Origin of the sequence: Microbulbifer variabilis, from assembly GCF_020524905.1 — a bacterium.
Lineage (GTDB): Bacteria > Pseudomonadota > Gammaproteobacteria > Pseudomonadales > Cellvibrionaceae > Microbulbifer > Microbulbifer variabilis_A.
Genome location: NZ_JAIVKI010000001.1, coordinates 108924 through 134066, shown reverse-complemented (window position 1 = coordinate 134066; position 25143 = coordinate 108924). Strand labels below are relative to the sequence as shown.

The window sequence follows — 25143 nt, the reverse complement described above, 5'->3', positions numbered from 1 at the left end:
CCTTGGGGGAGGGCTCGAGGTAACACGCCCGCTCTTCCACATCCTATCCCCCAGATCCGCCACCGGCTCAATATATTCTGCCTTGGGGTTGGGGTATATTACCGGCACACTTGGCGGTTAGCGGAGTACTGCCGCCCGGCTCTGTAGCAAGATTTACAGGCAACTATCGAGAGGCTCAGGAGGAGCTACCGGTTTGCCGGAACCGACCGGTAATTACCTTCGCTTCTTTTTACTTTTAGCTCCCTCCGTATCTTGAATGAGTGCCTGTTAACGCCCGCTGTAAAAACTATTGAGGCTCACCTTGAAATATCGTTTCCTCGGCCAATTGTTGGCTGCCACTCTTTTCCTTGTCACCTCACTTGCCCAAGCAGCTCCGGAGCTCTTATTCAGCGCCACCCCCGAATGGGTGGAAATACTACAGCCGGTGGAATCAAAGCGCCCGCCACAGGGCAGTGTGCGTGTACATCTGTCCAATTCCCAGATCCGCCACAGGGGAAAACAGCAGCAGTATTACTTCCAGGTAGTGGTAGAGCCCCTGAATCAGCAGGGTGTCAGTGAAATTGCCGAGCTGAACTTCAGCTTCTACCCAGCGTTCCAAAAGCTGTTGGTACACGATATTAGTGTACAGCGTAACGGTGAGCGCCTGGATCGCTTGCAAAAGGATGGCTTCAAGCTTTTCCAATCCGAGCAGGAACTCTCCAATAAGCTTTACTCCGAACAGTGGAATGCGCTTTATATTCTCGAAGATATTCGCCCCGGCGACATCATTAGCTACGCCTATACCATTGAAGGCAGCAACCCGATTTTTGCCCGCAGCGACTTTGGTCGCTTATACCTCTCCTGGCCCCAGGCAGTAGATCGTCGCTTTGTGAAAATTAGCAGCGACAAGAAACTCAATTATCGATTTAACCATCGCGAATATCCTGTTCACAAAACCCAGCAACAGGCCGATTACGCCTACACCCTGGACCTGCGCGATGTGGCGGGAGTACCGATGGAGAGTGAATATCCATACTGGCACGACCCACTTAATTACATCCAATACTCCAGTTACGACAACTGGGGACAGGTTAACAACTGGGCCCTGGAGCTCTATCAAGTTGATCGCTCATTGCCAGAGGCATTAAAGAAAAAACTGGATAACTGGCGGGCACAGCTGGGGTTGGAGGCTGCAGTCAGCAAGGCTATTGAATATGTGCAGGAGGATATTCGCTACTTTGGCATTGAGTTGGGTATTAATTCCCACCAACCCAGAACCCCGCGAGAAACCCTGGAAAAACGCTATGGGGACTGCAAAGATAAAGCGCTTTTACTTACCAGTATGCTGGCCCACTTAGGAGTGCAATCCTACCCCGCCCTAGTATCCTCTTCCCGTGGACGGGATATCGGTGAAGATATTCCCTCTCCCGAGACTTTTAACCATGTGATCAACCTGATCGAACTGAATGATCAGGAATACTGGGTGGATGCCACTGCCTCCGGTCAAGGTATCGATATAAAAAACAAGGGCTTTTTTGATTATGAACTGGCACTCCCCATTGCCAGGCAGACCCGAGCCCTGAAAGCTGTAGAACCCAGCTCAGAGCAGGTCGCCAGCTACAACGCACGTATCGAAGAGCAGTATGATATTGATGCGGCGGAAAACCGTGCGGAACTCCGTGTACGCTCTCATTTTTCCCACCTGAAAGCCGAGCAGGTTCGCCAATTCTTCCTCTCTGCAGATTCTGAGCAAATCAAAAGTAGTTATACTAACTTTATCGCCAGTTATTATCCGGGCGTAAGCGGCGATCCTGAAGTCACCTATAAAGATAGCCTGCAGGAAAACCAGCTGGATGTGTCAGAACATTACCAAATCAGCGACTTCGCCCAGCTGAGTTCCGCACGCAAGATATTTTCTCTGTATGGTTCTGCTTTGGTGCCCTATTTATCCAAGCCTCAACGACCTATTCGCCAGAGCCCCCTGGTGCTAACACACCCGGTCGATGTCCAGCAAAGTGCGACAGTGAATATTCACGGGGAGCTACTCTGGCAGGAGGAACTGGGTACCACCACGATCGATAACCCCTGGTTCACTTTTACTCGCAAAGCCACGCTGGAAAACCGTGCACTTCTGGTGAACTATGCCTTCAAGTCCAAAACCGATCATGTGGAGCCACAAGATGTTCCCGAATATTTGGCACAGTTCAATCAGCTCGACAAAGCATTGCAATATAAATTCTGGGCCAAGGGTAAAGCGGCTCCCGAGCGCAATAGAAGCCAGGAAATGAAAAACCTGATTAAATCACTAATCAGGAAATAAACCATGAAGAAGCTGCTGATTTTTCCCATCTTATTAATGCTGGCTTCCTGCGCCTCCCAGACCAGGATTCAATCACCAGCAGATCCACTGCAGGCCTTGACCAAGCAAGTTGCACAAGCACCGGATTCAGTGCGATATGCCACCTATTGGAGTGAATATTTAAAATCACCCCAGCCTCTTAGAACCTTAGATGCACAAGATCGCTACCAGTCAGAAATGACGGAACTCGAATCCGGCAGGAAAACTTGCACGGATATAAATTGGGAGGCAATAACCCAACTCAACAGTATTGCTCTGCTGCCACATCTCAGTGCAGCTGAGTGCTATGAATCTATTGGCAATAGTGAACAGGCCAACTATCACCAGAATATTTTTAACTTTATCGCCACAGGGATACTTTCAACGCGCAGGGGGGATACTTTCTATAGCGCTTATGAAATAGCTGGCTGGAGCGAAGCAGAGGACTTACTCAGCATTTCCGGCTATGAAATACTCGACAACTATTTTGAATTTGCCGCGAGTCGAAGCGGCCTGTATCGAGTTTACAATGTACGCGATCCTGACAACGGCAAAGTGCGAAAAATATACTTTGATAACAGTCGCTTCCTTCACCGCCTACTTGAGATTCAATACCCCTTTGCCGGTCTCTCTGACGCCCTGTATAAAAATATAATCCAACCGCTGGCAGAGTCTGACTACGCCGCACGCCACGCCGTTGGTCAAGTTCAGGAAGCCGAGGGAGAATTTCAGCAGGCGGAAAAAACTTACATAGAAGCCATTGGTATGGGTTCACTCACCGCAAATATCAGTCTTGGCAATCTGTGCCTCGAAGGCAACAGCACCAAGTTTGCAGTGAACGAATGTACCCAGCTCTTTGTTGCCGCTGCAGACCTGGGACTACAGGAAGTTAAAATTCTCCTCGCCTATATCACCACTGTCGGCCTTGGCATAGAGGCCGACGCTGAGTTGGCCAGCCAGTTATTGGCGAGCGCAGCAGATACCATGCACAAGGGCGAGGCCGAATACGCAATGGCTCTACTATTGGCATCTCATCAATACAATATGTCAAGAGAAGAGCAGGCAGAGCACTACCTGCAGCTGTCCGCCCAACAAGGTTATGCCCCGGCACTTTTGGAGTTGGCAGCCTCCCATATGAAAGGTAAGCCGGAGCAACAAGAAATCTTTGTAGACCTGATCAGCCAGGCTGCTGAGCAGGACTATCCCCCAGCACAATTTTACTATGGAAAATATCTGCTTGAAGTCGCTGGAAAGGACCAAACTCACGAAGGAATAAAGTTGCTACAGCAATCCGCCGAAACCGGATTCCCCGCTGCACTTTATCTAAGAGCAGGAATTGCAGAAAACGGTCTCTACCAACAAAAGAAAGATGAACAGTCCGCGCTAAGGGACTTCGAGAGGGCAGCCCTAAGCTGGCACCACCCAGCACAATTTCGTATGGGCGTACTCAATTCCACTGGAAAACTTGTACAGACCAATCACGAACTCGCCTATGGCTGGTATGCCCTCTGCGCCAAGGCAAACAATCTCGACTGCGTGACCAACCTCGGCTATGCCTCCGCTATGGGTGCCGGAGTCGAGCAGGATTACCAACGGGCACTTAAGATCTATCAATACGCCGCACAGCAGGGGTCAGCCAGGGCCAGCTATAACCTGGGTTTACTCTACCAAAACGGACAAGGTGTTGAAAAAGATCTGTATAAGGCTAAGGAATATCTAACGCAAGCCGCCGAGGCGGGTTCTACCGATGCTATGAATGCCCTGGGACTGCTCTATCTCACCCAAAGTGAAGACACACAAGATTATGCAGAGGCATTAGCCTGGTTTGAACGCGCTTCAAAACATCATTCCATGTATGGCCTCTACAATCAGGGGCGTATGTATGAGCAAGGATTGGGTGTAAGCAAGGATCAGGAACAAGCTCTTGAACTATATAAAAACGCTTCTGAACTCGGCCATACAGGGGCCTCTTTAAAGCTCGCCAGAGCTTATAGCTCTGATGAATTTAAAAAATATGACCTGCAAAAGGCCCTGCACTTTTTAAAATTAGCCTCCGAGCAAAGTGGGAACACCCGCATGAGGGAGACCTTACTAGACTGCCAAAAAGCTCAATATTGCAGTGAGTTGGATATAGGTAAACTGGTTAGCCTCTTATCAAAAGCTGAATAATTCCCACAGATTTACCAATAAAGCGGCCAACTGTCAGATTGGTCGCTTTACCCCCACTTATGCGCATTAGTGACAAACTAGTGACATAGAGAGTATTTTTTAACCCGTCAAAATAGGGTAATGAGAATTAAATATTTATTCTGATAGGCAATCCAGAAGTTTATTTCCCTAGATTGTCTTTACGTTATTTCCCCAAGAATACCTAACAGCTATCAATTCCTGAATATCCAAAGTAAAGCTCCAATATCCACCCGATTTCACAGAATATGCCGATCTCTCGCCTATAATCCTGCGCAAAATTACAAGTAGATATCGAGAGCAATATGAAAGATTCGATAAAGCTATTTTCAGCAATCAGCTTGGCGGCCATGATGACTGCATGCAGTGGAGGGGGCGGTGATGGAAACAGCGGCTCTGATACCAGTTCAAACAGCGGCAGCAGTGCCAACCAAGGGACTGGCATCGGCGCTATTAGCGGTGGTGAAGGCAGTGTTACAGAAGATCACGCAGTCTCTACGAGTGGCAAGCTGATTGATGATGCCAACCCCAGCCAAATTTTTGAAAACAGTAGTTTTCAAGGCACTTATGGCACCCTGACAACCTCAATTGATGGCAGCTGGCTTTATACCTTGGGTAGCGCTCTTTCCGATCCCCTGAATGCGGATGAGCAGGCTGCCGATACATTTACTCTGGGTGTGGGTAATGGCAGTAACACCACCAAAATTAGTATTCAAATAACCGGCGCTGACGACCCCTATTCTTTCAACCCCAGCATTCCCCTCTCTTCATTGGTTTTAAATGACAAAGAGCACGCCTCTGGAAAATTGGAAATCGATGATGTCGACGGTAATACCCCCCTCTTCAGTGCAGACTCCATTGAGGGTAAATATGGTCAATTTACCCTTCAGAGTGATGGAACCTGGGAATACTCACTTAATAGCAACAGCGAGGCATTAAAAACAGGAGAAACTAGTGAAGACACAATCAAATTTCTACTTACCGATGGCAGCCAGCAATCAGTAATTTTTTCAATTGCTACAACAGCCTCGTCTAAAAACAGTATTGTTTTTATATTTATGAACTTCTCCGACGCTATCGCCACTAGAGAGGCGGGGGTTAGCGAAATTGCCGACATGGTCTTCAATGAAGTCGATTCGCTTGATAATGCCTATCTGGAAAATTCCCAGGGCCAACTCAAGTTCCTTAGGCACCGAATCGATAACGATACTCTGCAGCATTATTGCTATGGTGAGGAGGATGTAGAAAAAAGCTCTATTGACTGTATTACATACACTATTCCAGACCCTCAAAACGGGGGAACCTTAAGCGTTGCAGATGCACAAGCTCGCCAGGGCCAGGGCGGCGAGTACAACGATGGTGGTTTTTCCTGGAGAGACCATGCCCATCAATGGGCCAAGAATAACTTGGTTGATGATAACGGCCAGCCCTTAGACTTAAGTGATTGGCGCCACCAAGTGTATATCTATCCCTCAGAAGCTGAGGATGCCGGTTTGGTCGGTACCGGTGTTGCTTCAGTTGGCGGACAGTGGAGCGTTGTTGCCGCACGCACCGATCAATTGGTGATGGGGCATGAACTGGGTCACAATATTGGCCTTGGCCACGCAGGCTGGGACGAAGATAACGATGGCACAGCCGAAAATGAATACGGTACCGCCGGCTCCCTAATGGGCAACCGGTCAAAATCTCGCCTATTTGGCAGTGCCCACCGAGAGGTTATGGGTTGGTACAAGTCAAACCCAGAGTACACTACAACCGTCAGCCAGATCGCTGGCAGTGCCCAGGATATAGAGATTCAGGCCATAGAGCTGACAGCAGGTGAACTCTCCGGGACACTTCCCCAACAACTTAAAGTGCAAAGCAATGGTAGTAAAAACGGTAAAGATTACTACTATGTTAACTATCATGTTAGCCACAACATTCTAAATCCAAGGTCTCATTATGCCAATTCAGTGACCATTCACTATTTGCATGATATAGATTCAAACCATGTTGCCGTACTGGAAAAACCAGGTGATTCTTTTAAAGATGACAATGTCGGCCTCATTATTACTTACAAATCTAACAGCGAGCCTGGTCAATCTGCAGTGATATCGGTCGAATATGATAAGTAAGGATTAATAAAACAGTCAGAGAATTACTTGAGCCATCAATCATTTTATTTTGGAAGGTAGTCTTAATGTATAAGATTTTATCAATCGTATTCGGCATTACTTTTAGCCTTTTCTGTCAAGCAGAGGAAATCGTTACTGGGACTTTAGAGGAGATCATCTCTGAAGACTTTAAAACCGGTAAGGTAGAACGTCGCTTTAGTATAAAAGATGAAGCTAGCGGTAATTATTATTTTATTGACGCTAAAGAAATTAAACAAAAGGGCATGAAATCTGGAGACAGAGTAAGAATTCGCGGTGAACGGGGCAATAAACGGATGCTGCACATGATGGAAACCAAGAAGCTGGAAAAGACTGCAGAAAAATAGGTTTCTCAGAGCCGGGCTACTGAAAAGTATCCGGCTCTATCAATTCCCTGAAATCTTCAATTCATCCTAAAATAATTTTTCATATGGACGGTAACGTCCTTAACTATTCAGATTCGACCTGAAATTCAATACACAGCGCCTATTCAATTCCCAAACACCTTCACGTTTATATTTATTTGCCAGGTAGCTTCCTGAACCTAGCCACTCCTGATTAGGCTAGATACCCTTTCGATTCTTAAGTATTCAGCACCTAGCTGAAATGCCAAGTATTGAGTAATTTCCAACAAAAGACCACCCGGTAAGCAAGGCTCAGCGGGTGGTCTTTTATTATTAGTCCAGTTTACACTGAACTAACTAGAGGCACTTAATAACTGTAGTTTAAGCCGAGATAAAACTGACGTCCGAATTCAGTATATTCACCGAGGACACCATCCACCCCATAAGACTTCACATCCGCTTCATCAGTCAGGTTATTTGCTGAAAAAATCACATCTATACCATTGTCGAAGGCGTAGGATATCTGTGCATCCACAGTTGTGTAGGCTTGCGACTCTACTGGGGTTGAACTGCCTGGAACCGGCATATTCAGGATAAACTCGTCACGGTAGCGCACATTAATGTGCGAGCTTAAGTTACCGATATCCCAGAATACAGTGGTACTCCAAACATTTTCGGAAAGCCCCGGCAGCGGTAAGTTTTCGCCATAGAGGCTGCCGCCACTCACTTCGGTTTCACTCTCGGTATAGGAATAGCTGGCAGTTAAGCCGAGACCGGCAAAAATACCCGGCAGCTGATCGAAAGTCTTGGTACCCGCAAGTTCGATACCGCGAATATAGCCACCCTTGTCATTGTTAACATAAGTCTCAAATGCACCAGCTTCCAAGCCATCTGGAATCTCAATGCCCAGAGAATCAAACATCGCTGTGCGTTCTGCTTGACTATCCGAATAAATATACTGCTTTTCAACCAGACTCTCGATGTCCTTCCAGAAAATAGCTGCGGTGAGTGCCCCACCATCTTCAAAGTAGTGCTCGTAAGCCAAATCAAACTGGTTTGCACGGAAAGGATCGAGATAGGGAGAACCCTTAGTCCAAACGTTGTATTCAGTAGCACCATCGCTATTCACGGTGTTCCAGGAGCCAGCGCCGCCTTTTAACTGCCCAACCGGAGGACGTCCCATCACTTTAGCGGCGGCAAAGCGAATATAATCCTGCTCGGTAATCTCGAAGTTCAAATTAAGGGAAGGTAGGGTATCAGTATACTCGGGACCGTACTCGACATAGTCATAGCTATCTGAAGTAACTCCCACATCATCAGTAATTTCGATACCATTACCAGAGCCTACATTTTGAATACCGCTGGATTTCACATCGGTCTCAACAATGCGCACACCGAGATTACCGCTTACCGGGATATTGCCCAGTTGAGTATTAATATTGGCCATTAAATAATAGGCAAACACTTCTTCAGTTACAGCACCAGACTCAACAAAAGTCCAATCCTGGCTAAATACTTTCTTACCTTCGTAATTACCAGCACCAAAAATACTGGAAGCCAGGGCATCCATATCGTTTACCACAAACTGCGGTAACCCGTAGGTGGATTCAACAGTAACGTAACCATTTAGCTTTTGCGGTTTGCAGTCGTTATTGGACAGGTTATCCGCGCAGTAGCCATTAAATTGGCCATCGCGGCTACCGTATAGGAAAGCCCCTCGCTCAGAGTCAAAGGTGCGCTCAGAAACCCGAAAGCCAGCCTCAACAGAGGCAATTGCCCCCCACTCCAGATCAAGCTTGTAGTCGACTTTGAAGGCTTTGACTTTATCGGTGTACTCGTGTGGATACTCTTCATAGCGGGACAGGCGCATGGTATCCAGGCTTGTGAAATCGACACCGGAGAAGACGCCAGTAGGAATACCATCGCCACTGAGGGAATAAACAAAGCTCTGCCCAGCCGCTTCTTCCCAGGTCTCCAGATTGCCATTGTCATCGTAGGTAAGGTCGTAAGCATGCATGGACACAATCTGGTCCTTGCGTGTCTTAGTGCCTTTGCTATAGGAATAGTCGACTGCCAGGGTGTGACGATCGCCAATATTCCACTCCAGATTCAAGCCAATACTATCGCTGTCTGCCTGGGTGGATTGATCTTCAGAGCGAGCTTCAAACCAAGGGCTGGAATCGTAGACTGTTTTCGGATCAGTAATAATAACTGTTCCGTTAGAAACGGCACCGCCATTTACTTCGGTATCTGAAAGAATGTAATTACCGGTATTGGACAAACCGCCTACCGTAATGCCATGGCGAGTATCGGCACGTTCAAAATCGGATTTAAAGTAATCCAACTGCGCCTTGAAGTTATCGGTAGGCTGGAAAACAACGCTGGCCAGGTAACCGTTACGGGTATCGGTGCCATCACCTGACTGCCATTGAAAAGCACGCGGTAATGCATCTGGGCTGCCATCACCATCATAATCGGTGTCCTGCTCATAACCGATCTGGGCATCAGCCCCAGTGCGCGCCTTGATAAAACTATTAGGCTGCTCCAAATTGGAATAACCCAAGGCTACACCAACCTTTTCCTCCATAAATTTACCCATGTACGACAGGGTAACGCGCTGGCCAAATTCATCAGCGCCTACTTCATCCGCAGCGTCGTTAAACGACATACGCACATTGGCATTAAAATTATGTTCTTTCTCAGCGTCGAGAGGATTGGCTGTTTTCAGTTCGACAGAGCCCGCAACACCACCTTCGATATGAGAAGCTTTCGGGGTCTTGTAGACCGCAGCTTGATTAATCAACTCTGCCGGGTATTGATCAAAAGAAATCCAGCGAGTACTTTCGGTATAGCCACTGGTAGAGGCCTGCTCACGACCATTCAGGGTGGTTTGTAAGAAGTCGCCATTCATACCACGGATATTCAACTGGGAAGACTGTCCGTTGGAGCGAACGGTGGTAACGCCGGGCAAGCGGCCCAGGGCGTCGGCAATAGATTGGTCGGGAAGAGATGACAGAGCACCTGCATCAACCACATCGGCCACAACATCCGCAGCGCGCTTGGCCTCCACAGAATCCAAAACGCTGGTGCGAATCCCGGTTACCGTGACCTCTTCCAGTGTTTCCTGCTCCTGCGCGTAAATCCCAACTGAAGTGGATATGGAGGCCGCAATGGCAGCAGATAGTAAAGTGGGCCTGAGCGCCCTTTTACTTTTATTGGATAGACTCATCATCTTCTCCCTGGATTTATCGTTATGTTGAGACCCTGCATCCTAGGCCGGCCCCCTATCCATAACATCCTCCCCCGAGGGGGGAGGAGGCGGGAGAAGCTGCGACTTCAATCACACTAATACGCCGCATAATTACACGCGATACCGCGAAGGTAAATTGCATCTGACAAGGAAAAGAGTAGAGAGAAATGTGGTTTTAAGGGGGGCTTTAAGCCTTGTGGAGATCCTGAAAAAAGTGCTGATTAAGACTTATCTTTCTCAAACTTTTTATGGGTACCCCTGAAACAGATGAACTCATCTATTTTAGGGGCACAGCACAGTCGAATCAGCCTTCCAGCTGCACCGCAGCACCAATTAGAGCCTGGTAACCGGCATTCAGAGCGTACACCGGCACGGCTTCCATCCATTCAGCAACCCGCCCCTTGTTGAGAAATCGCTGCTCGAACTCGCTCTCGGGCAGCAACTTTGCGATACGTGGCAATATGCCTCCTCCCAGGAATACTCCACCACGTGCGCCCATATACAGAGCCGCATCTCCCGCGACACTGCCGAGGAAGTTGAGGAAATCCAACAGAGTTTCACGACACATAGGGTCGGAGTTATCCAGGCCACGAGCGCTTACGTCCGGTGGTGTCAGCGCTTCAGGGGTTCGACCATTCAATTCGCAGACGGCGCGGTACAGATTTACCAAGCCATTTCCGGAGAGGACCCACTCATTGAAAACTGGTGTACGGCTCTTCATGAGGATCTGCAGTAGTTGCAACTCGCGCTCAGTAGAGACTGTCAGGTTGGCATGGCCTCCCTCGCCTGCGAGCACATGGTAGCGTCCATCCGCCTCAGCCAGGCCCGCCACACCGAGGCCGGTACCCGGTCCCAGTACCACCATGGGCGCCCCTTGGGGGCGGGGCACATCTCTCAGTACCTTATAATCGCTACTGGTCAGGCGCGGCAGGGATTGAGCCAACGCAGCGAAATCGTTGATCAATTCCAGGTGGGGGAACTGAAACTCCTCGGCCAGGGCCGTTGCATCAATACTCCAGCCCAGATTGGTCATGTAAACGCGACTACCGGAGGAGGTCTTTTCCAGTGGGCCAGCAGCGGCAATACAGGCTTTCTCAGGTCTGGGCTGATCGAGGCCATCCAACCAATGCTGCAGCGCAGCATCAAACCCTTCAAAGCGCTTGCAGTCCACTACTTTCAGCCCCTCCAGCTGATAGCCCTCCGCAACCGGCTTGGCTATCGCAAAACGGGCATTAGTGCCGCCGATATCCGCTACGATACTCGTCATAGTTATCCCTGTAAGATCCCCAAAAAAAGGCGATATAAGTTAAGGGGTGAGAAGAAATTATGCTAGCCCCATAGGTCCAGGGTTAAGGACAACCTAGCCCATAAAGTAACCGGGTAATCTACTATTGCTCCTGAAGCAAAGAAAATATGCACCTATGGACACACTGTGAGTGGGTCACCGCCCAGTCACAATCAGCACCCTTGCAACATAGGAACGTACCTGGTGTAGGTGTATTACTTCTCTTCCACCTTTTTGCCCATTAGTGCAGAATAGCTATCCCGGCGACCGCTTGCTAAACGCCTATTGACCAGGGAATATAATTTGGTCATAGGTGCTTAACTCTGCCCAATTCACAGCGAAAAGATCAACGCACTTCAGCAGCAACCTCCCTTAAGGACTTGGCGAAAACTTGCATTTCCTCGCGACTGAATTTGCTTTTCACTCTCTTTTCCGAAGGTGGCTGGAACTCGACACCCACTCCTGGGCGTCGAGCAATCTGTGGACGAATAGGCCTTGGACAAAAACCACCACCGCAATTTGGGCAAACATTGCTCAGTATATCTTCCACACAGGTGCGACAAAAAGTGCACTCATAGGTACAGATCATCGCCTCTGTGGAGTTGGGTGGCAGATCCTTATCGCAGCATTCACAATTGGGTCTCAGTTGTAGCATGAGTAACTCACCTTACGAGTATGTAGTTTTTAGTGTTGAGAGGTCTCAACTTTATTTAGCATGTCAACTTTTTTTCGTTTAGCCTACCAATAAACAATAATTCTTAATAATCTTCAAACCTAGGAAAGTAATTGTCTAGAGTGAGAAAAAATCTTTATGGAAAGAAGGTAGGACTCTTAAAGCAGCTCATTTATAGCTGGAATGTAGTTAAACGATACTGATTTAGAGAAATATCGAAATTATCCCTTTGGATATTCTTATATTGGCGACTGTACATCTTCACCATCACCTCATGCGATATCTCTTCAGTTACTATTTATGCGCAGCAGCGCTCATTCATTATTTTGTATTTAATAGTAGGATGAAGTTTCTCACTCTCATTGGGCTACAGGAGTCACTGGCCGGCGCACCGGTCCAATAAGAGGATTGCGTACAGGTTTGGCAATACCATAAATAACGACTAGCCCATCGCCGCCGCCAGCAGTGGCAACTTCTCGATTCGGATTATCATCCAAGATGGCTTCAATCACATTCCAATTATTCGCCACCCAAACATTACCCGCATCATCGATAACTGTATCAGTGGGTTTTTCTATTAAACGGCTTTTATAATAATGAATCAGGTCTCCGGTCGTCTTTCCTTCAGGACAGGTACTGATATCTACCCCACATACTTGTATAAAACCGGACCCAAAAAAACTGGAAACAAAAGCGGTATCTTCACCATCAATAGAAATACCAAATCCTGCATTAATTTCATTATTGAGTAAGTTGGATTTTAACACCTTTCCTTCTGAAGAAATCAACGTAAGATTCCCTGTTCTTGGAATTTTCTTTTGGTGTTCGATAAAATTTTCTAGCGATATCCTTTTCACCTCTAAGATTCCGGCTCCAGGAGGTATCTTTGGTAATGGATAACCAGGGCTCAAACTTGAAGCCACCCAAATATTACCTTTGGAGTCAATAGCCAGGCCCCTGGGTGATATGCCCACCTGAACTTGCATTGCCTGTGTTGGAGCCCTTGCTGGAAATCGCGTAACCGTATCCGAAGCAGTATTGCTGACCCAGATAATGCTATTGTTATCCACGGTCACTCCGAAAGGCGCACTCAGTCCAGGTACTGAAATCACCTTCCCTCTCTTAAGATCACCACCGGGAAAAACCACGAGTTGATCCAGCTGAGTGTCACATAACCAGACATCTCCATTTGGCGCTATTGCCATCCCCTGCAGCATACCTGTTTTACCATTAATCGTAGCGGGGCCAAGGACATTTCCATCCAGGTCAAACACACCCACCACCCCATTGAAAGAGCTCACCCATACCTTGTCTTTACTCACGGTAGTACCCCAGCCAATGCCATCGAGTCCCTGACCCCGGGAAAAACCACGAGTTGATCCAGCTGAGTGTCACATAACCAGACATCTCCATTTGGCGCTATTGCCATCCCCTGCAGCATACCTGTTTTACCATTAATCGTAGCGGGGCCAAGGACATTTCCATCCAGGTCAAACACACCCACCACCCCATTGAAAGAGCTCACCCATACCTTGTCTTTACTCACGGTAGTACCCCAGCCAATGCCATCGAGTCCCTGACCGTTGTAACCCAGAATCGGGGGGGATATAGCCCTTCCATCAGGCCCCAGTCGAGTAACTCCACCGCCAATTGACCTGTTTAATCCCGACTGAGAGCCCGGCATCCAGTTCTGACCACTCCATAGGTTTCCATTGAGATCAAACATCAGTCGGCCAGCAGCAAAGATTCCTCCTCCAGAAAGTTTGACTTTTAGGGAAAAATCTTCTGGGGGATATAATAGGTAAGGAAGAAACTTTGTATTTCTACGCTGTTTTCCCTCAGGAATTGGATAGTGCTTGGTAAACAGCTCAAAGTATTTATCAGGGTTAATGTAGGGTTTCTTTGCCAGTTTGATTAATGCCTCCAGGGTGGTAGCACTCTCAGATAATTTGAGGAATTCCTCACAGGCCTGTGCCACCTCTTTTGCGCCACAGAGTGAGACCAAAGCAGCCAAAGTATTCATTCGCGCAACGGTTTCAGACTGAGTTAAATTGCCCAATCCCAGCACTGTTCTGCCGAAATTTCCGCTGGAAACCTCCGTCAAGTGCTGCACATGGCCTGAGCCAATCTTTAGCGCATTAAATGAACCTTGTAGCCTGCCATTTTCCAATTGTTGAGCATTAGGCCAAACGGAACCGATGGTGGTGATTTCATTTATGATCACTGCACTTGGCTTTATTAAAGAAAGAACAGCTAATTGTTCCAGATATTGGTGGGACTGATCAGAAGTCTTACCACCCTTACTTTTAATATATAAGACTGAACCCTCCTCAAGATGAGCATAAGTTAAACGCGCCTTACCTTGATTATCCGAAACGGTTTGATCAATAAGCTGTGCTTCACGGCCAGGTAGGGCTTTCCATAGCTCTACTTGGGCCTCTCTTAGGGCTTTGCCTTCGGACTCTACATTGATATCAATTTCATTTGAAAATACCGAGGAGCAGAATAAAAATAAACTGCAAACTAATACAGTGCGTAAATTCTGGATTTTCATATTAATTGCGCCAAGCCTAAGCGGTCTATATAAATATAATAAGTTAATTTAAAGCGTAGCTGCAGTAGCAGACACCTGCCCAAGAATCAACTAAATTAGTATTTAAATAGGCGAATACCAAGCTAAAGCGCAAACTTATGGCATAAATATTATTTTAGGAAGGAAATAACTTCCCATTTTAAAAACAAAACCCGCATCCAAAGTCCATTTGAACGAATAGTGAGATACTGGGTTTAGTAAAGACGAGCAATCGACCAAGATTAAATACTTCCCTCCTTTTCCACCACTAGTATACGAGCCTCTCCTTGTGGGTGAGCTACATGCTCCGAGCCTTCTGAAGCATAAAAGATATCACCGGAATACAATACCTCAGACTTCACCTTACCATCTTGCTTGTAAAACATCTCGACGCAGCCATCGAGCACAGCAAACACTTCCTCACCATCATTCACATGCCAAACATAGGGTTTATCGGTCCAGTGCAATTTGGTAGTAACGCCATTCATATTGGCAATTAGTTTTGATTCCCAGGCAACTTTCCCAGTGAAATTCTTACTTTTTATAAATTCCATTGAACGAATTAACTCACATTAAATTTTTAGAAAGAAATCAACTTGAATTCTAATGTTAAACTAACCGGAATATTCAAAGGCCGATGATCAAATTTATCCTCACTAGTCACCTCAGCAATTTTACCAATCCTGTACACCCCAAAAGATACCATTGTCGATATTCGTATACCAAGATTAATATCTGCTAGTGATAACTTGAGCCATTAACTTTGAGAGTCGCATCTAATTTCTCCCGTTATTCCACTGCTTTAATATCAGCATTGGTAATCACTTCATCACTACTAAACACCATAATAGACTCATTGAACTGGTAAAGATTTCGAATATTCATTTAAGCATACTACTTATGCTGTTAATTTTTTAGATCCACCAACAAAAATAATATAATCAGCCTGCATTACCATTTTGGCATGACCATATATAACTGCTTGACGACTGGATTTAATCCACGCTCATCCAGCAGGTCCAGCTGGGTATCCAATGAAAAGATTTCCACTTAACCGCATCCATGCTGGCGCTTTTCTTTCAGGAAGATAGAATCGATTACCGATAATGAGAAAAAGAGAAAATACCGTGAATAAACTACTCCTATCACTCGCTATCAGTACGTCGTTACTGGCCAGTCAGGCATCTGCTACAGATACCAATCCCCAGCAATTACTGGAAGAGACCGCACCCAAAGTCATCGAATGGCGCCGCCATCTGCACCAGAATCCAGAATTGAGCAACCGTGAGTTTCAGACCTCCAAGTATATTGAGAAGCACCTGCGCACTCTGGGCCTAGAGGTTGAGACAGGGATTGCCCATACCGGGCTGGTGGGTTTTCTCAAAGGGAGCAAACCCGGCCCAACCGTCGCCCTGCGCGCGGATATGGATGCTTTACCAGTCACCGAAAGAGCCGATGTTCCCTTCGCCTCCAAGGTGAGAACTTCTTATAAGGGCAAGGATGTCGGAGTCATGCATGCCTGCGGCCATGATACCCATGTGGCCATGCTGATGGGAGCTGCCGAAGTACTTACAGGCCTTCGCGAGGAGCTGGCCGGCAATGTCCTCTTTATCTTCCAGCCCGCCGAGGAAGGGGCGCCAGATGGTGAGGAAGGAGGAGCAGAACTGATGCTCAAGGAAGGCTTATTCAGAAAATACGAACCAGAAGTGGCATTCGGCCAGCATGTCACCTCCTCCTTACCCTCCGGTGTAATTGGCTATCGCTCAGGTCCGTTAATGGCCGCTGCCGACGAGTTTCGTATTACTATTAACGGCCGACAAACGCACGGTTCACGTCCCTGGGGTGGCGTTGACCCGATTGTTACCGCCGCGCAAGTTGTAATGGGCACCCAAGCTATTGTCAGCCGCCAAATCGATATCACCAAGGAACCTGCCGTTATTTCCTATGGCCGTATTGATGGCGGTGTGCGCAACAATATTATTCCAGACAGTGTTTACCTAAACGGTACCATCCGCAATTTTGATATGGACAATCGCGCGGAGATTTTTAAACGCTTAAAAACCACTGCGGAACTGATTGCCGAGAGCTCTGGAGCCAGTGCGGATGTGGAAATCCTTGAGGGCTACCCAGTAACGATCAACAATGCCGAGCTCACAGAGACGGCCCTACCTATTTTAAGATCTGTGGTGGGGGAACAACGTGTTGTGGAGGTACCAAAAATAACCGGTGCTGAAGATTTTTCCTATTACGCAAATGAAGTGCCTGGATTCTTTTACTTTTTGGGGGTAACTCCGCAAGGGCAGGATCCCAGCAAAGCCCCTAGCAACCATTCACCGCTATTTTATGTGGATGAAGGCACATTGCGTAAAGGTACCGAGGCTTTGACATTATTGACTTTGAGCTATATGGAAAATTATAAAAGCCAGTAAAAAAGAGCCCCACTTGGGGCTCTTTTTTCTTAACCAATAGGTGTTAATTCAAAAACGCTAATTGATACATTAAAAGTGCTACTCTCCCCATCATCATCGGTCAGTGTTACAGAAAAAACCAATGTGGCCTGCTCTGATGGTGCTGTAAATGAAGCGATAGCGCGGTCTGAGTTGGTTATAGAGACGGGAGGACCAGATACTTGCTCCCATTGATATTTTACTATGTCTCCATCAATATCAAAAGCACCTGAAGCATCAAGGGTAACAAGGGAGCCTAGTTGAACACCTTTTATTAGGCCTATAGGCATCATAGAAGGCATGTTCTGCTCTACGACAATACCAACTATGCCGGTAGATTTCAGACCATCATTATCCACCACCTCAAGCTCAAACAAAAAAGCAGCTTTAAGCCCTGGAGAAACCTCAGGCGCAATAAAACTAGCTGTGCCGTCTTGGTTATTAATTACTGGAATATCAGAAAGTGACCGCCAATTGTAGCTAACGATTTCCCCGTCTGCATCTGTAGAGGCTCTGCCATCTAGAAGTACTTCCTCACCAGAACTTACCCCTTGGGGGATTCCAATAATTGCTAGCGGCGAGGCGAGGCTCTGGACATTCACTTGAGTTACAGCGCTACTTTCCAGACCTTTATTATCTGTGACTACCAGTTCGAACTTCATTGTTTCAAAAAATATAAAGGGAGAACCAGATATTATCGGTGCTTTAAAGCTCACAGTAGCTTCTGAATCCTGCACCAACTCCACAGGCTCCCCAGAAATTTGCCTCCACTTATAGCTAACAATCTCTCCAAATAAATCTATTGAGGAACTACCATCCAGAATTACAACCTCACCAGATTTTACTGCCTGAAAGTCACGTATTATTGCTCTAGGCGGGATATTTCCATCCAAGGTAACAATCGCTGTATCAACAGAAACTACGTTTTCATGATCTTCAACTTCTAATTCAAACACTAAGGCTTCATCACCGCCAATATCGGAATTTTTGGATGACGGTGCCAGGAAGGTGGCAAATCCATTACTCGTATCATTTAATGAAACAGGGGAACCTGATACTTGCTTCCAGCGATAATCAATAATGCTTCCGTCTCTATCAGCTGATTGACTACCATCTAAAAGGATTAGCTGATCTTTTTGGACTACCTGATCATCTCCAGCATCAGCTAACGGCGCCAAGTTAATCCCTTGGGTATCTCCCTTTAGCAGAACCAATCCTGAAGATGGACTTGCAATAACAATATCTGGAATTCCATCACTATTAATATCTCCTACATCTACTCCTCGAGGATTTGCATAAATATCCTCTGGTATGCTGTGACTGGATTGTCCGGACAATCCATTTCTAGTCAGCACATCAAAAATAGAGATACTATTAGCATCCAATGAAATTGTCATAAATTCATGACTTAAGTCATTATTCAAATCATGAGACAACAACATTGCTGAAATGCTTTCTCTTGGAAATGTAAAAGGCTTTTGCAGTAACCCATCACTCCCTTGATAGAAAGCTAACTGAGAGGCATCTGAGCCCTCTGCAACAGACAACCATATATCATTTAAGCCATCTTCATTTAGATCACCAACTGAAATATCGTATACTGTAAAATCACTGTCGAGCTCATAGTATGAAGTCGGGGAAAAATCACCATCTCCCTGGGAAATTAATACCGTTAAGGCCTTACCTTGTGATTGATCACTAATCGTTATGATATCGTCGACGCCATCATCATTAACGTCACCAAGTGCTAAGCTGCCGAGATTATCCGGCTCCAGGAAGTAAAGAAAAGACCTGTAATCCTCTGGCTTAGTGCCAACCATTGAATAAATTGCAACCCCAATAGTATCCGCACCTCTTCCAACAATATCACTAACTCCATCCCCCGTAACATCAGCAATGGCTATTTGACTAGCGTAAGATGAACTAAAAGATTCCCGTAAAGCTAAAGACCCATCACTAAGCTGTAAAAAAACATCAATTCGACTGTTATCAAAACCTACAGCAATATCCTGAAGCCCATCACTATTCAGATCTCCAACAGCAATAGACTTTGGCAGATACACATCATCACCACCCAATGGATAATCTATGGAATCCCTTAACTGTCCATTCTCACCTTGTAAAAATACCTTTAATTTAAGGTTATTTCCTGAATCAAAATTACCGGTGGTACTCAGCACCACATCATCTCGACCATCATTATTCAAGTCTGCTACCGCAATAGCTTCCGCTTTTGATCCTGTTGGATAAATTTCTGCGGGCTGAAATTGAACTTCTCCCCATGCGCTGCTGGCAAGCAATAAAACAGTAGTAGGGAGGACAAAGAATTTTGATAGTAACTTCAGTTTCACAACATCTCCTTGTGTAGAATCGCTTTAAAAAGCAAACGAAACCTAACACAAAATCCGCAGAATAAATGTGATCAATTATAGAAAGAGCATTTAAAACGGCGCGGCTAAAGCAGACGCTGGTGCCAAAACCTGGGTAGAAAGGTAAAACTGTAAAAGCATAAAACTAAGGTATCAGGCTAAGGTATCAAGCTATTCAATTTAGAAACAGCATATACTGCATTAAATAGAAAAGTGTTTAAATATCTTCAAAAGAATACCTGCTGAAAAGTTCAAGAATAAACGGAAATTAACAGTTACAAAAAAAGCGGCCTAAGCCGCTTTTTTATTACCAACTACTCGAAATGCTAAGCGCTTTCCGAACGCCCTTTGCTGGGACGGCGTCTTGGTGCTCTCTGAGGTTTCTGGCCATCACTGCGGCCGAATTCAGCGCCGCGAGCCCTGCCATTACCCCCGGCTCGATTTCCATTACTGCCTTTACCGCCGGCAGCATTGCTATTGCGGCCACCGTTTTCACGTCCTTCTGTCTTGCCGCGACCATTTCCGCGATTACCGCGGCGCTCATCGCTATTGCCTCGCGCTTCTCGTCCCCCCTCACTGTTGCGGGAGCCTGTAGGGCGCTTGTTGGCGGCGGGCTTTTGTCCACCACCCCGCTTGGGATTACCGGAGGCCGGCAGCTGGTGATCAGGCTCAAAGTCCTCAATCTCCTCGCGGGGGATTGGCTTGCCAATCAAGCGCTCAATATCGCGCAATTGCTTGATTTCATCGGCGCTGACCAGGGAAACCGCCTGGCCACGCGCACCGGCACGGCCAGTACGACCAATACGGTGGACATAATCTTCAGGAACGTTAGGCAGATCGAAGTTAACCACTTGGGGCAGCTGATCAATATCGATTCCTCGAGCGGCGATATCAGTGGCAACTAATATTTGCACTTTACCCGCCTTGAAGTCGGCCAGGGCACGGGTGCGTGCATTCTGGCTTTTATTGCCGTGAATCGCCGCCGCGCGGATATTGTCGCCCTCCAACTGCTTCACCAACCGGTTGGCGCCATGCTTGGTTCGGCTAAATACCAGAGCCTGGTGCCAGTCATTATCACGAATCAGGTGACTCAACAGTTTTGTTTTGCGTGCCTTATCCACAGGATGCAGTTTTTGACGCACGGTATCTGTAGTCGTGTTACGCGGACTGACATCAATTTCCAGTGGGTTCTTCACCAGGCCTTTTGCCAGCTGGCGGATTTCCGGGGAGAAGGTGGCCGAAAACAGCAGGTTCTGGCGCTCTGCGGGCAGGATACGCAATACCCGCTTGATATCATGAATGAAGCCCATGTCCAGCATGCGGTCGGCCTCATCCAACACCAGGGCTTCGAGCCGATCGAAGCGGATAGCCCCCTGGCTATGTAGGTCTAATAAACGTCCAGGAGTGGCCACCAGGATATCGGCACCGCCGCGCAGCCTGGCGATCTGTGGATTGATCTTCACCCCACCAAAGACGACAGAGTGGCGCATTGGCAAGTATTTACTATAACTCTGCACATTATCGAATACCTGCGCCGCCAGCTCCCTGGTAGGGGTAAGTACCAACGCACGCACCTGCCCTTTTTTTGCGCGCTCTCCCTGACTCAAACTGTGCAACAGTGGCAAGGTAAAACCGGCTGTCTTACCAGTTCCCGTTTGGGCCGCAGCCATAATATCGCTGCCCTGCATAACGGCGGGAATTGCCTGAGCTTGAATAGGCGTGGGCGCACTGTACCCCTGCTCTGCAACTGCACGGGCGATCTCCTGGGCAAGGCCCAGATCTTCAAACAACATAAATAACCTCAAACTGCGCCCTAGGCGCAATCAAACACATTCGCACCACAGAGGTGCAAATAGAAAAATCGGAGTTGGCATCCAGAGCAAGCGAGGCTCGATGCACACAGCCGTCAAATCACCGGCCAGCCGGCGCGCGGCATTCAGTAGAGGGTTCCGGGAAGAATTTAAGAAAAGTTCACGGGGGGATACCGGTATATCACCGGCCTACAAATGACGCAGCTGAGAAAAATCAGCTGCAGCACTATAACACAAACAATCTGACTGTATAGTTCCAGCTTCTAAAACTACTCTTCATAGCTATAGACACAGGGATTGTTAGGCACTCGGGAAAGACGACCGTAACATAGTTCCACGTTCGCAACCCGAGCGTCTATCTTTGTGATATCCAACCCTCGTTGCGAACCACAGTTAATGCAGCCAAGTGCTGCTGGGATATTCACAACCATGTCACACAATCGCAGTGTCAGTAATGAACACCAGATCGAACAAGTCACTCTCGGTAACGGGCGCAGGGTTTCAATACGCCCTATTTGTCGTAGTGACAGCCAACTGGAGAAAGACCTCATCGAAGATTTATCTCCAGAAACTCGGCGGGACCGCTTTATTGGTGGAAGCTGTAAAGCCAGCCAAAAATTGATTGAGCTACTCACCGATAATGATCACCAGATTCACGAGGCCTTTATTGCCCTGTGTACCAGTGACCATGCGCAAAGGGCCGTGGCCACAGCACATTACGCTGTAGATGCGGACGGACAAGCCTGTGAGTGCGCAGTTGTTGTGCGCGATGATTGGCAGGGATTGGGGCTCGGCCGTTTGATGCTAAAACGTCTGATCGACTGTGCAAGAGAGCAGGGTCTACAACGGATTTACTCCATTGAGTCCGCCGACAACAAACGCGTGCAGACATTTGCCCGCTCCATGGGGTTTATTTGTAAAGCAGACCCGAAAGATTACACCCTATTAACTTATACCCTTAATCTTCAGGGAAATCCCCCTTCCAATGGTTATGATGCAGCCTCTAAAGAGGCCGGGATTAACCTGGGTTAAAGACCTTCCTCACAATTTTGGCGGTTAGTGAATTTTATTTGGCTGCCGCCATCCCACTGCTTTACTGCCCTCGACTTAATGAATCTTCCTGTGCCCTTGTTTCCATCCGCCAAGAAGATTTTGAATGACCTTCCGGTCAGCTCGCTGCTGAATCAGTATACCTACCGGGATAACCGGCTGGGCATTACACCGGGAATTAAACCTTTAAACTTAATACCTGTTCTTACAGTAGAGTTGATTCGACACTGAAGTATGGCACCACGGATCTAAGGAGTTCACTATCTAATAATCTTACTCCTCCGTTTGGCGTACTAATCCAATAATTTACTGCTGACTTAATCGCGATAAGAATGAAACTAAAAAATCTGATTCCAATTATTTTATTCTGCACATTGATTTGTGCTTGCTCTTCAAATATTGCAGACTACATTACGCACTCTAAAAGCTTCCCTCACGATCATATCGTTTCCAGTGAACAAATCGAAAAATGGGGGTTTTATAAAGGTAACTATCGAGATACATACAGAGATCTTGGCATCAGCTATCTTTATGCCGCGCCCTTGGAAAAAGATAAGATTAAATATTCTATCGAAACCGACTCAGGCCACAATACAAGTACAGTAACTCTTGCCATAGAGAGAAAGTCTCTGAAAAAAAGTTATTCCGGCACATTGATTCTGCTACACGGTTTCCGCGCCTCAAAGGAATTCATGCTCAACTCTGCATTATATTTCCGTTTGTTGGGCTTTCATGTTGTTATTCCAGACCTTCTTGGTCATGGCGAATCCGAAGGCAATAAAGAATATGGTATCGGTGATAGTGAAATTATTAATAGGATGATTGATGATCTGATCAATACAGGCATTATAGAGAATAAAAATATTTATCTTCTTGGCAACTCCATGGGGAGTCTTGCCGCAGCCAGAATTTCTCAGTCAAGACAGGATGTCAGTGGCCTAATACTACAGGCACCCATGCTGGAATTTGATCAGGCTGTTTATCTTTATGCTAAGGAAAACTTTCCGCTGCTTAGCAGAACGATCTCGGAGGATGAGATTAAAAAGGGAGCATTAACCGCGCTAGAAGAGGCCAATATCAGTCTTCAAGATACAAAAATTGAATCCTTAATAATTAATTCTCCCATTCCCGTGCTTTTATTTGCTTCAAACACTGATCCTATATCACCCTATGATCACTTCAAAAAATTAGAACAGGACCATATTAGGGTGGTCAATTTACCGGAAAGAAATCATCCGAGCATGGCCATTATCGGTAATATAGAGCATAAAATCTTACAAGAGTGGCTTACTCTCAATTAAGAACACCAACCTTAAAAAGATTGCTACTTAAGGAAACTAAATACCCAATAAGGCGACAAACTAGCGTCGCCTTAGCCTAGAAACAGAGCACAATCATACATCTGGGAATAGATCCAGACTCTACCCCGATATCCCTTCACAAGTAAAAGGCCCACTAAACTCCAAAAGCCCCTGTGGCACTTGAATGGATTCCACCAGACTACCCTTTTTATAAAGAGAGAAGTTGATATTTGCCTGCATTGATTTCATATAATTCTGCTCACCACCAAAAATTATAACCGAAGGAAATAAAAGTTGATAAAAGCTATTGATATCGGCTTGTGCCTCCATAATCAACTTGTACTTTATTTTATTTAACTCAACTTTTAGACTGCCAGCGCAAGCATCCAACTCTCTTTTCACCGAAAGATTATTAAATGCTGGGTGAAAAATTAGGTCATATTCATCTGAAATATACCTACCCGCCCACATTTCAAAATCAGACTCCCCCAGTTTTGCCCCAGTAAACATATAATAAAGCTTATCTGACAGACCCATAGAATAGATCATGCCAGCACTGGACTCTTTGTCATACCACCCTTTATCCAATTGGGCATAGCCCTGCCCCATTAACGACTGGAAAGCATCACTAAAGCTGTATTCAATAGGAGTTCCTACTGTATAGAGGAACCACTTCCCCCCAACTCCTGGCAACTCTGGAATAATGCCAAAGGGTGTCTGCCCAGGGTTTAAACCATGCCAATAGTGATGATGCTCCCCAGCCCAATGCATAGAAAAGTTGAAATCAATGTGATTTACCCTTACCCCCTCCTCATCTGCCACAACTACACCAGGGACCTCGTAATAAAATCCATCAGATCCGTCTGGATTAGACAAAATTACTTCATCTCGGAAAATATCATATTTCACCTCAACACCGTTTCTTGGTGAAAAAGCCAAGTGTATGTAGGCTTTAGGTTCCGGCTTAATAAAATCTGGTGCAATGTATGTTTGAAGGCTTACTTTGAAGTATCCCACATCGGGTATCGCGATATTGTAAAACCATTGCTCTGCCCAGGTTTTATTTGAAGTAGGTGTATGAGCTTTCAAATCATCCAACGTGGTGGCCGAGACAAGGTGACTTATTGACCACAAAACAGAAAAGATCAACAACTTTAATTTTTTTTGATAAAACACCTTACAACCCCCTAATTTAAATTAATTTATAAAAACCTCTGAATTACTACTTTTAAAATACTTAAAACGCATACTATCAGTATGTTTACAACTATTATTAAAATACCTGACACCCATTACGCAAATTGAGAAAGCCCACACAATAATTATTTAATTCCATTAACCCGCATTAGCTACAACAAGGCCCGTCCGCCTGAAAAACATAAGAGAGTCATCTCTATTTCTGACC

Annotated in this window: 16 protein-coding genes; 7 read left to right on the top strand and 9 right to left on the bottom strand. The window is 46.4% G+C overall.

Going from position 1 to position 25143, the window contains the following annotated elements; genetic code table 11:
- Positions 1 to 301: 301 nt before the first annotated feature.
- The 4 genes from LC073_RS00555 (at position 302) to LC073_RS00540 (ending at position 6983) form a co-directional block, all read left to right on the top strand.
- The gene (locus LC073_RS00555; RefSeq protein ID WP_226642250.1) at positions 302 to 2299 is read left to right on the top strand and encodes a DUF3857 domain-containing transglutaminase family protein; all 1998 of its coding nucleotides are present in this window, start codon (positions 302 to 304) and stop codon (positions 2297 to 2299) included.
- A 3-nt stretch (positions 2300 to 2302) separates the two neighbouring features.
- Entirely contained in the window at positions 2303 to 4486 is a 2184-nt protein-coding gene (locus LC073_RS00550; RefSeq protein ID WP_226642248.1) for a tetratricopeptide repeat protein, read from the top strand.
- A gap of 323 nt (positions 4487 to 4809) precedes the next feature.
- Positions 4810 to 6618, top strand: coding sequence for a VCBS domain-containing protein (locus LC073_RS00545; protein ID WP_226642246.1), 1809 nt, complete (start codon positions 4810 to 4812; stop codon positions 6616 to 6618).
- Between the two features lie 65 nt (positions 6619 to 6683).
- Complete coding sequence (locus tag LC073_RS00540) at positions 6684 to 6983, top strand: hypothetical protein (RefSeq protein ID WP_226642244.1); 300 nt, start codon at positions 6684 to 6686, stop codon at positions 6981 to 6983.
- A gap of 364 nt (positions 6984 to 7347) precedes the next feature.
- On the opposite strand, the gene LC073_RS00535 is transcribed toward LC073_RS00540, so the two are convergent.
- The 6 genes from LC073_RS00535 to LC073_RS00510 all read right to left on the bottom strand — a co-directional run bounded on the left by LC073_RS00535 (position 7348) and on the right by LC073_RS00510 (position 15314).
- Positions 7348 to 10209 carry a TonB-dependent receptor gene (locus LC073_RS00535; RefSeq protein WP_226642242.1) on the bottom strand — a complete coding sequence of 954 codons (2862 nt, stop codon included), beginning with the start codon at positions 10207 to 10209 and terminating at the stop codon, positions 7348 to 7350.
- 325 nt (positions 10210 to 10534) lie between these two features.
- A complete protein-coding gene (glk, locus tag LC073_RS00530; RefSeq protein ID WP_226642240.1) occupies positions 10535 to 11497 on the bottom strand; it encodes a glucokinase in 963 nt (320 codons plus the stop codon).
- A gap of 364 nt (positions 11498 to 11861) precedes the next feature.
- Positions 11862 to 12170 carry a DUF1272 domain-containing protein gene (locus LC073_RS00525; RefSeq protein WP_226642239.1) on the bottom strand — a complete coding sequence of 103 codons (309 nt, stop codon included), beginning with the start codon at positions 12168 to 12170 and terminating at the stop codon, positions 11862 to 11864.
- Between the two features lie 377 nt (positions 12171 to 12547).
- On the bottom strand, positions 12548 to 13510 hold the full coding sequence (locus LC073_RS00520) for a hypothetical protein (protein ID WP_226642237.1): 963 nt from the start codon (positions 13508 to 13510) through the stop codon (positions 12548 to 12550).
- A complete protein-coding gene (locus LC073_RS00515) occupies positions 13507 to 14742 on the bottom strand; it encodes a hypothetical protein (protein WP_226642235.1) in 1236 nt (411 codons plus the stop codon). The genes LC073_RS00520 and LC073_RS00515 overlap by 4 nt, the downstream gene beginning before the upstream one ends.
- A 260-nt stretch (positions 14743 to 15002) precedes the next feature.
- Positions 15003 to 15314 carry a cupin gene (locus LC073_RS00510; protein WP_226642233.1) on the bottom strand — a complete coding sequence of 104 codons (312 nt, stop codon included), beginning with the start codon at positions 15312 to 15314 and terminating at the stop codon, positions 15003 to 15005.
- A gap of 573 nt (positions 15315 to 15887) precedes the next feature.
- On the opposite strand from LC073_RS00510, the gene LC073_RS00505 reads away from it, so the two are divergent.
- The gene (locus LC073_RS00505; protein ID WP_226642232.1) at positions 15888 to 17189 is read left to right on the top strand and encodes an amidohydrolase; all 1302 of its coding nucleotides are present in this window, start codon (positions 15888 to 15890) and stop codon (positions 17187 to 17189) included.
- A gap of 29 nt (positions 17190 to 17218) precedes the next feature.
- Here LC073_RS00505 and LC073_RS00500 read toward each other — a convergent pair whose 3' ends face one another.
- Both LC073_RS00500 and LC073_RS00495 read right to left on the bottom strand, forming a co-directional pair.
- On the bottom strand, positions 17219 to 19558 hold the full coding sequence (locus tag LC073_RS00500; protein WP_226642230.1) for a PKD domain-containing protein: 2340 nt from the start codon (positions 19556 to 19558) through the stop codon (positions 17219 to 17221).
- 344 nt (positions 19559 to 19902) lie between these two features.
- A complete protein-coding gene (locus LC073_RS00495; RefSeq protein WP_226642228.1) occupies positions 19903 to 21369 on the bottom strand; it encodes a DEAD/DEAH box helicase in 1467 nt (488 codons plus the stop codon).
- Between the two features lie 447 nt (positions 21370 to 21816).
- Between LC073_RS00495 and LC073_RS00490 the strand changes: the two genes are divergently transcribed.
- Together LC073_RS00490 and LC073_RS00485 are read left to right on the top strand one after the other, a co-directional pair.
- Positions 21817 to 22419, top strand: a complete 603-nt coding sequence (locus LC073_RS00490) for a GNAT family N-acetyltransferase (protein WP_226642225.1) — start codon at positions 21817 to 21819, stop codon at positions 22417 to 22419.
- A 350-nt stretch (positions 22420 to 22769) separates the two neighbouring features.
- Positions 22770 to 23738, top strand: coding sequence for an alpha/beta hydrolase (locus LC073_RS00485; protein WP_226642223.1), 969 nt, complete (start codon positions 22770 to 22772; stop codon positions 23736 to 23738).
- Between the two features lie 120 nt (positions 23739 to 23858).
- Here the strand turns inward: LC073_RS00485 and LC073_RS00480 are convergent, their stop codons facing one another.
- Positions 23859 to 24914, bottom strand: a complete 1056-nt coding sequence (locus LC073_RS00480; RefSeq protein ID WP_226642222.1) for a hypothetical protein — start codon at positions 24912 to 24914, stop codon at positions 23859 to 23861.
- Positions 24915 to 25143: the final 229 nt, after the last annotated feature.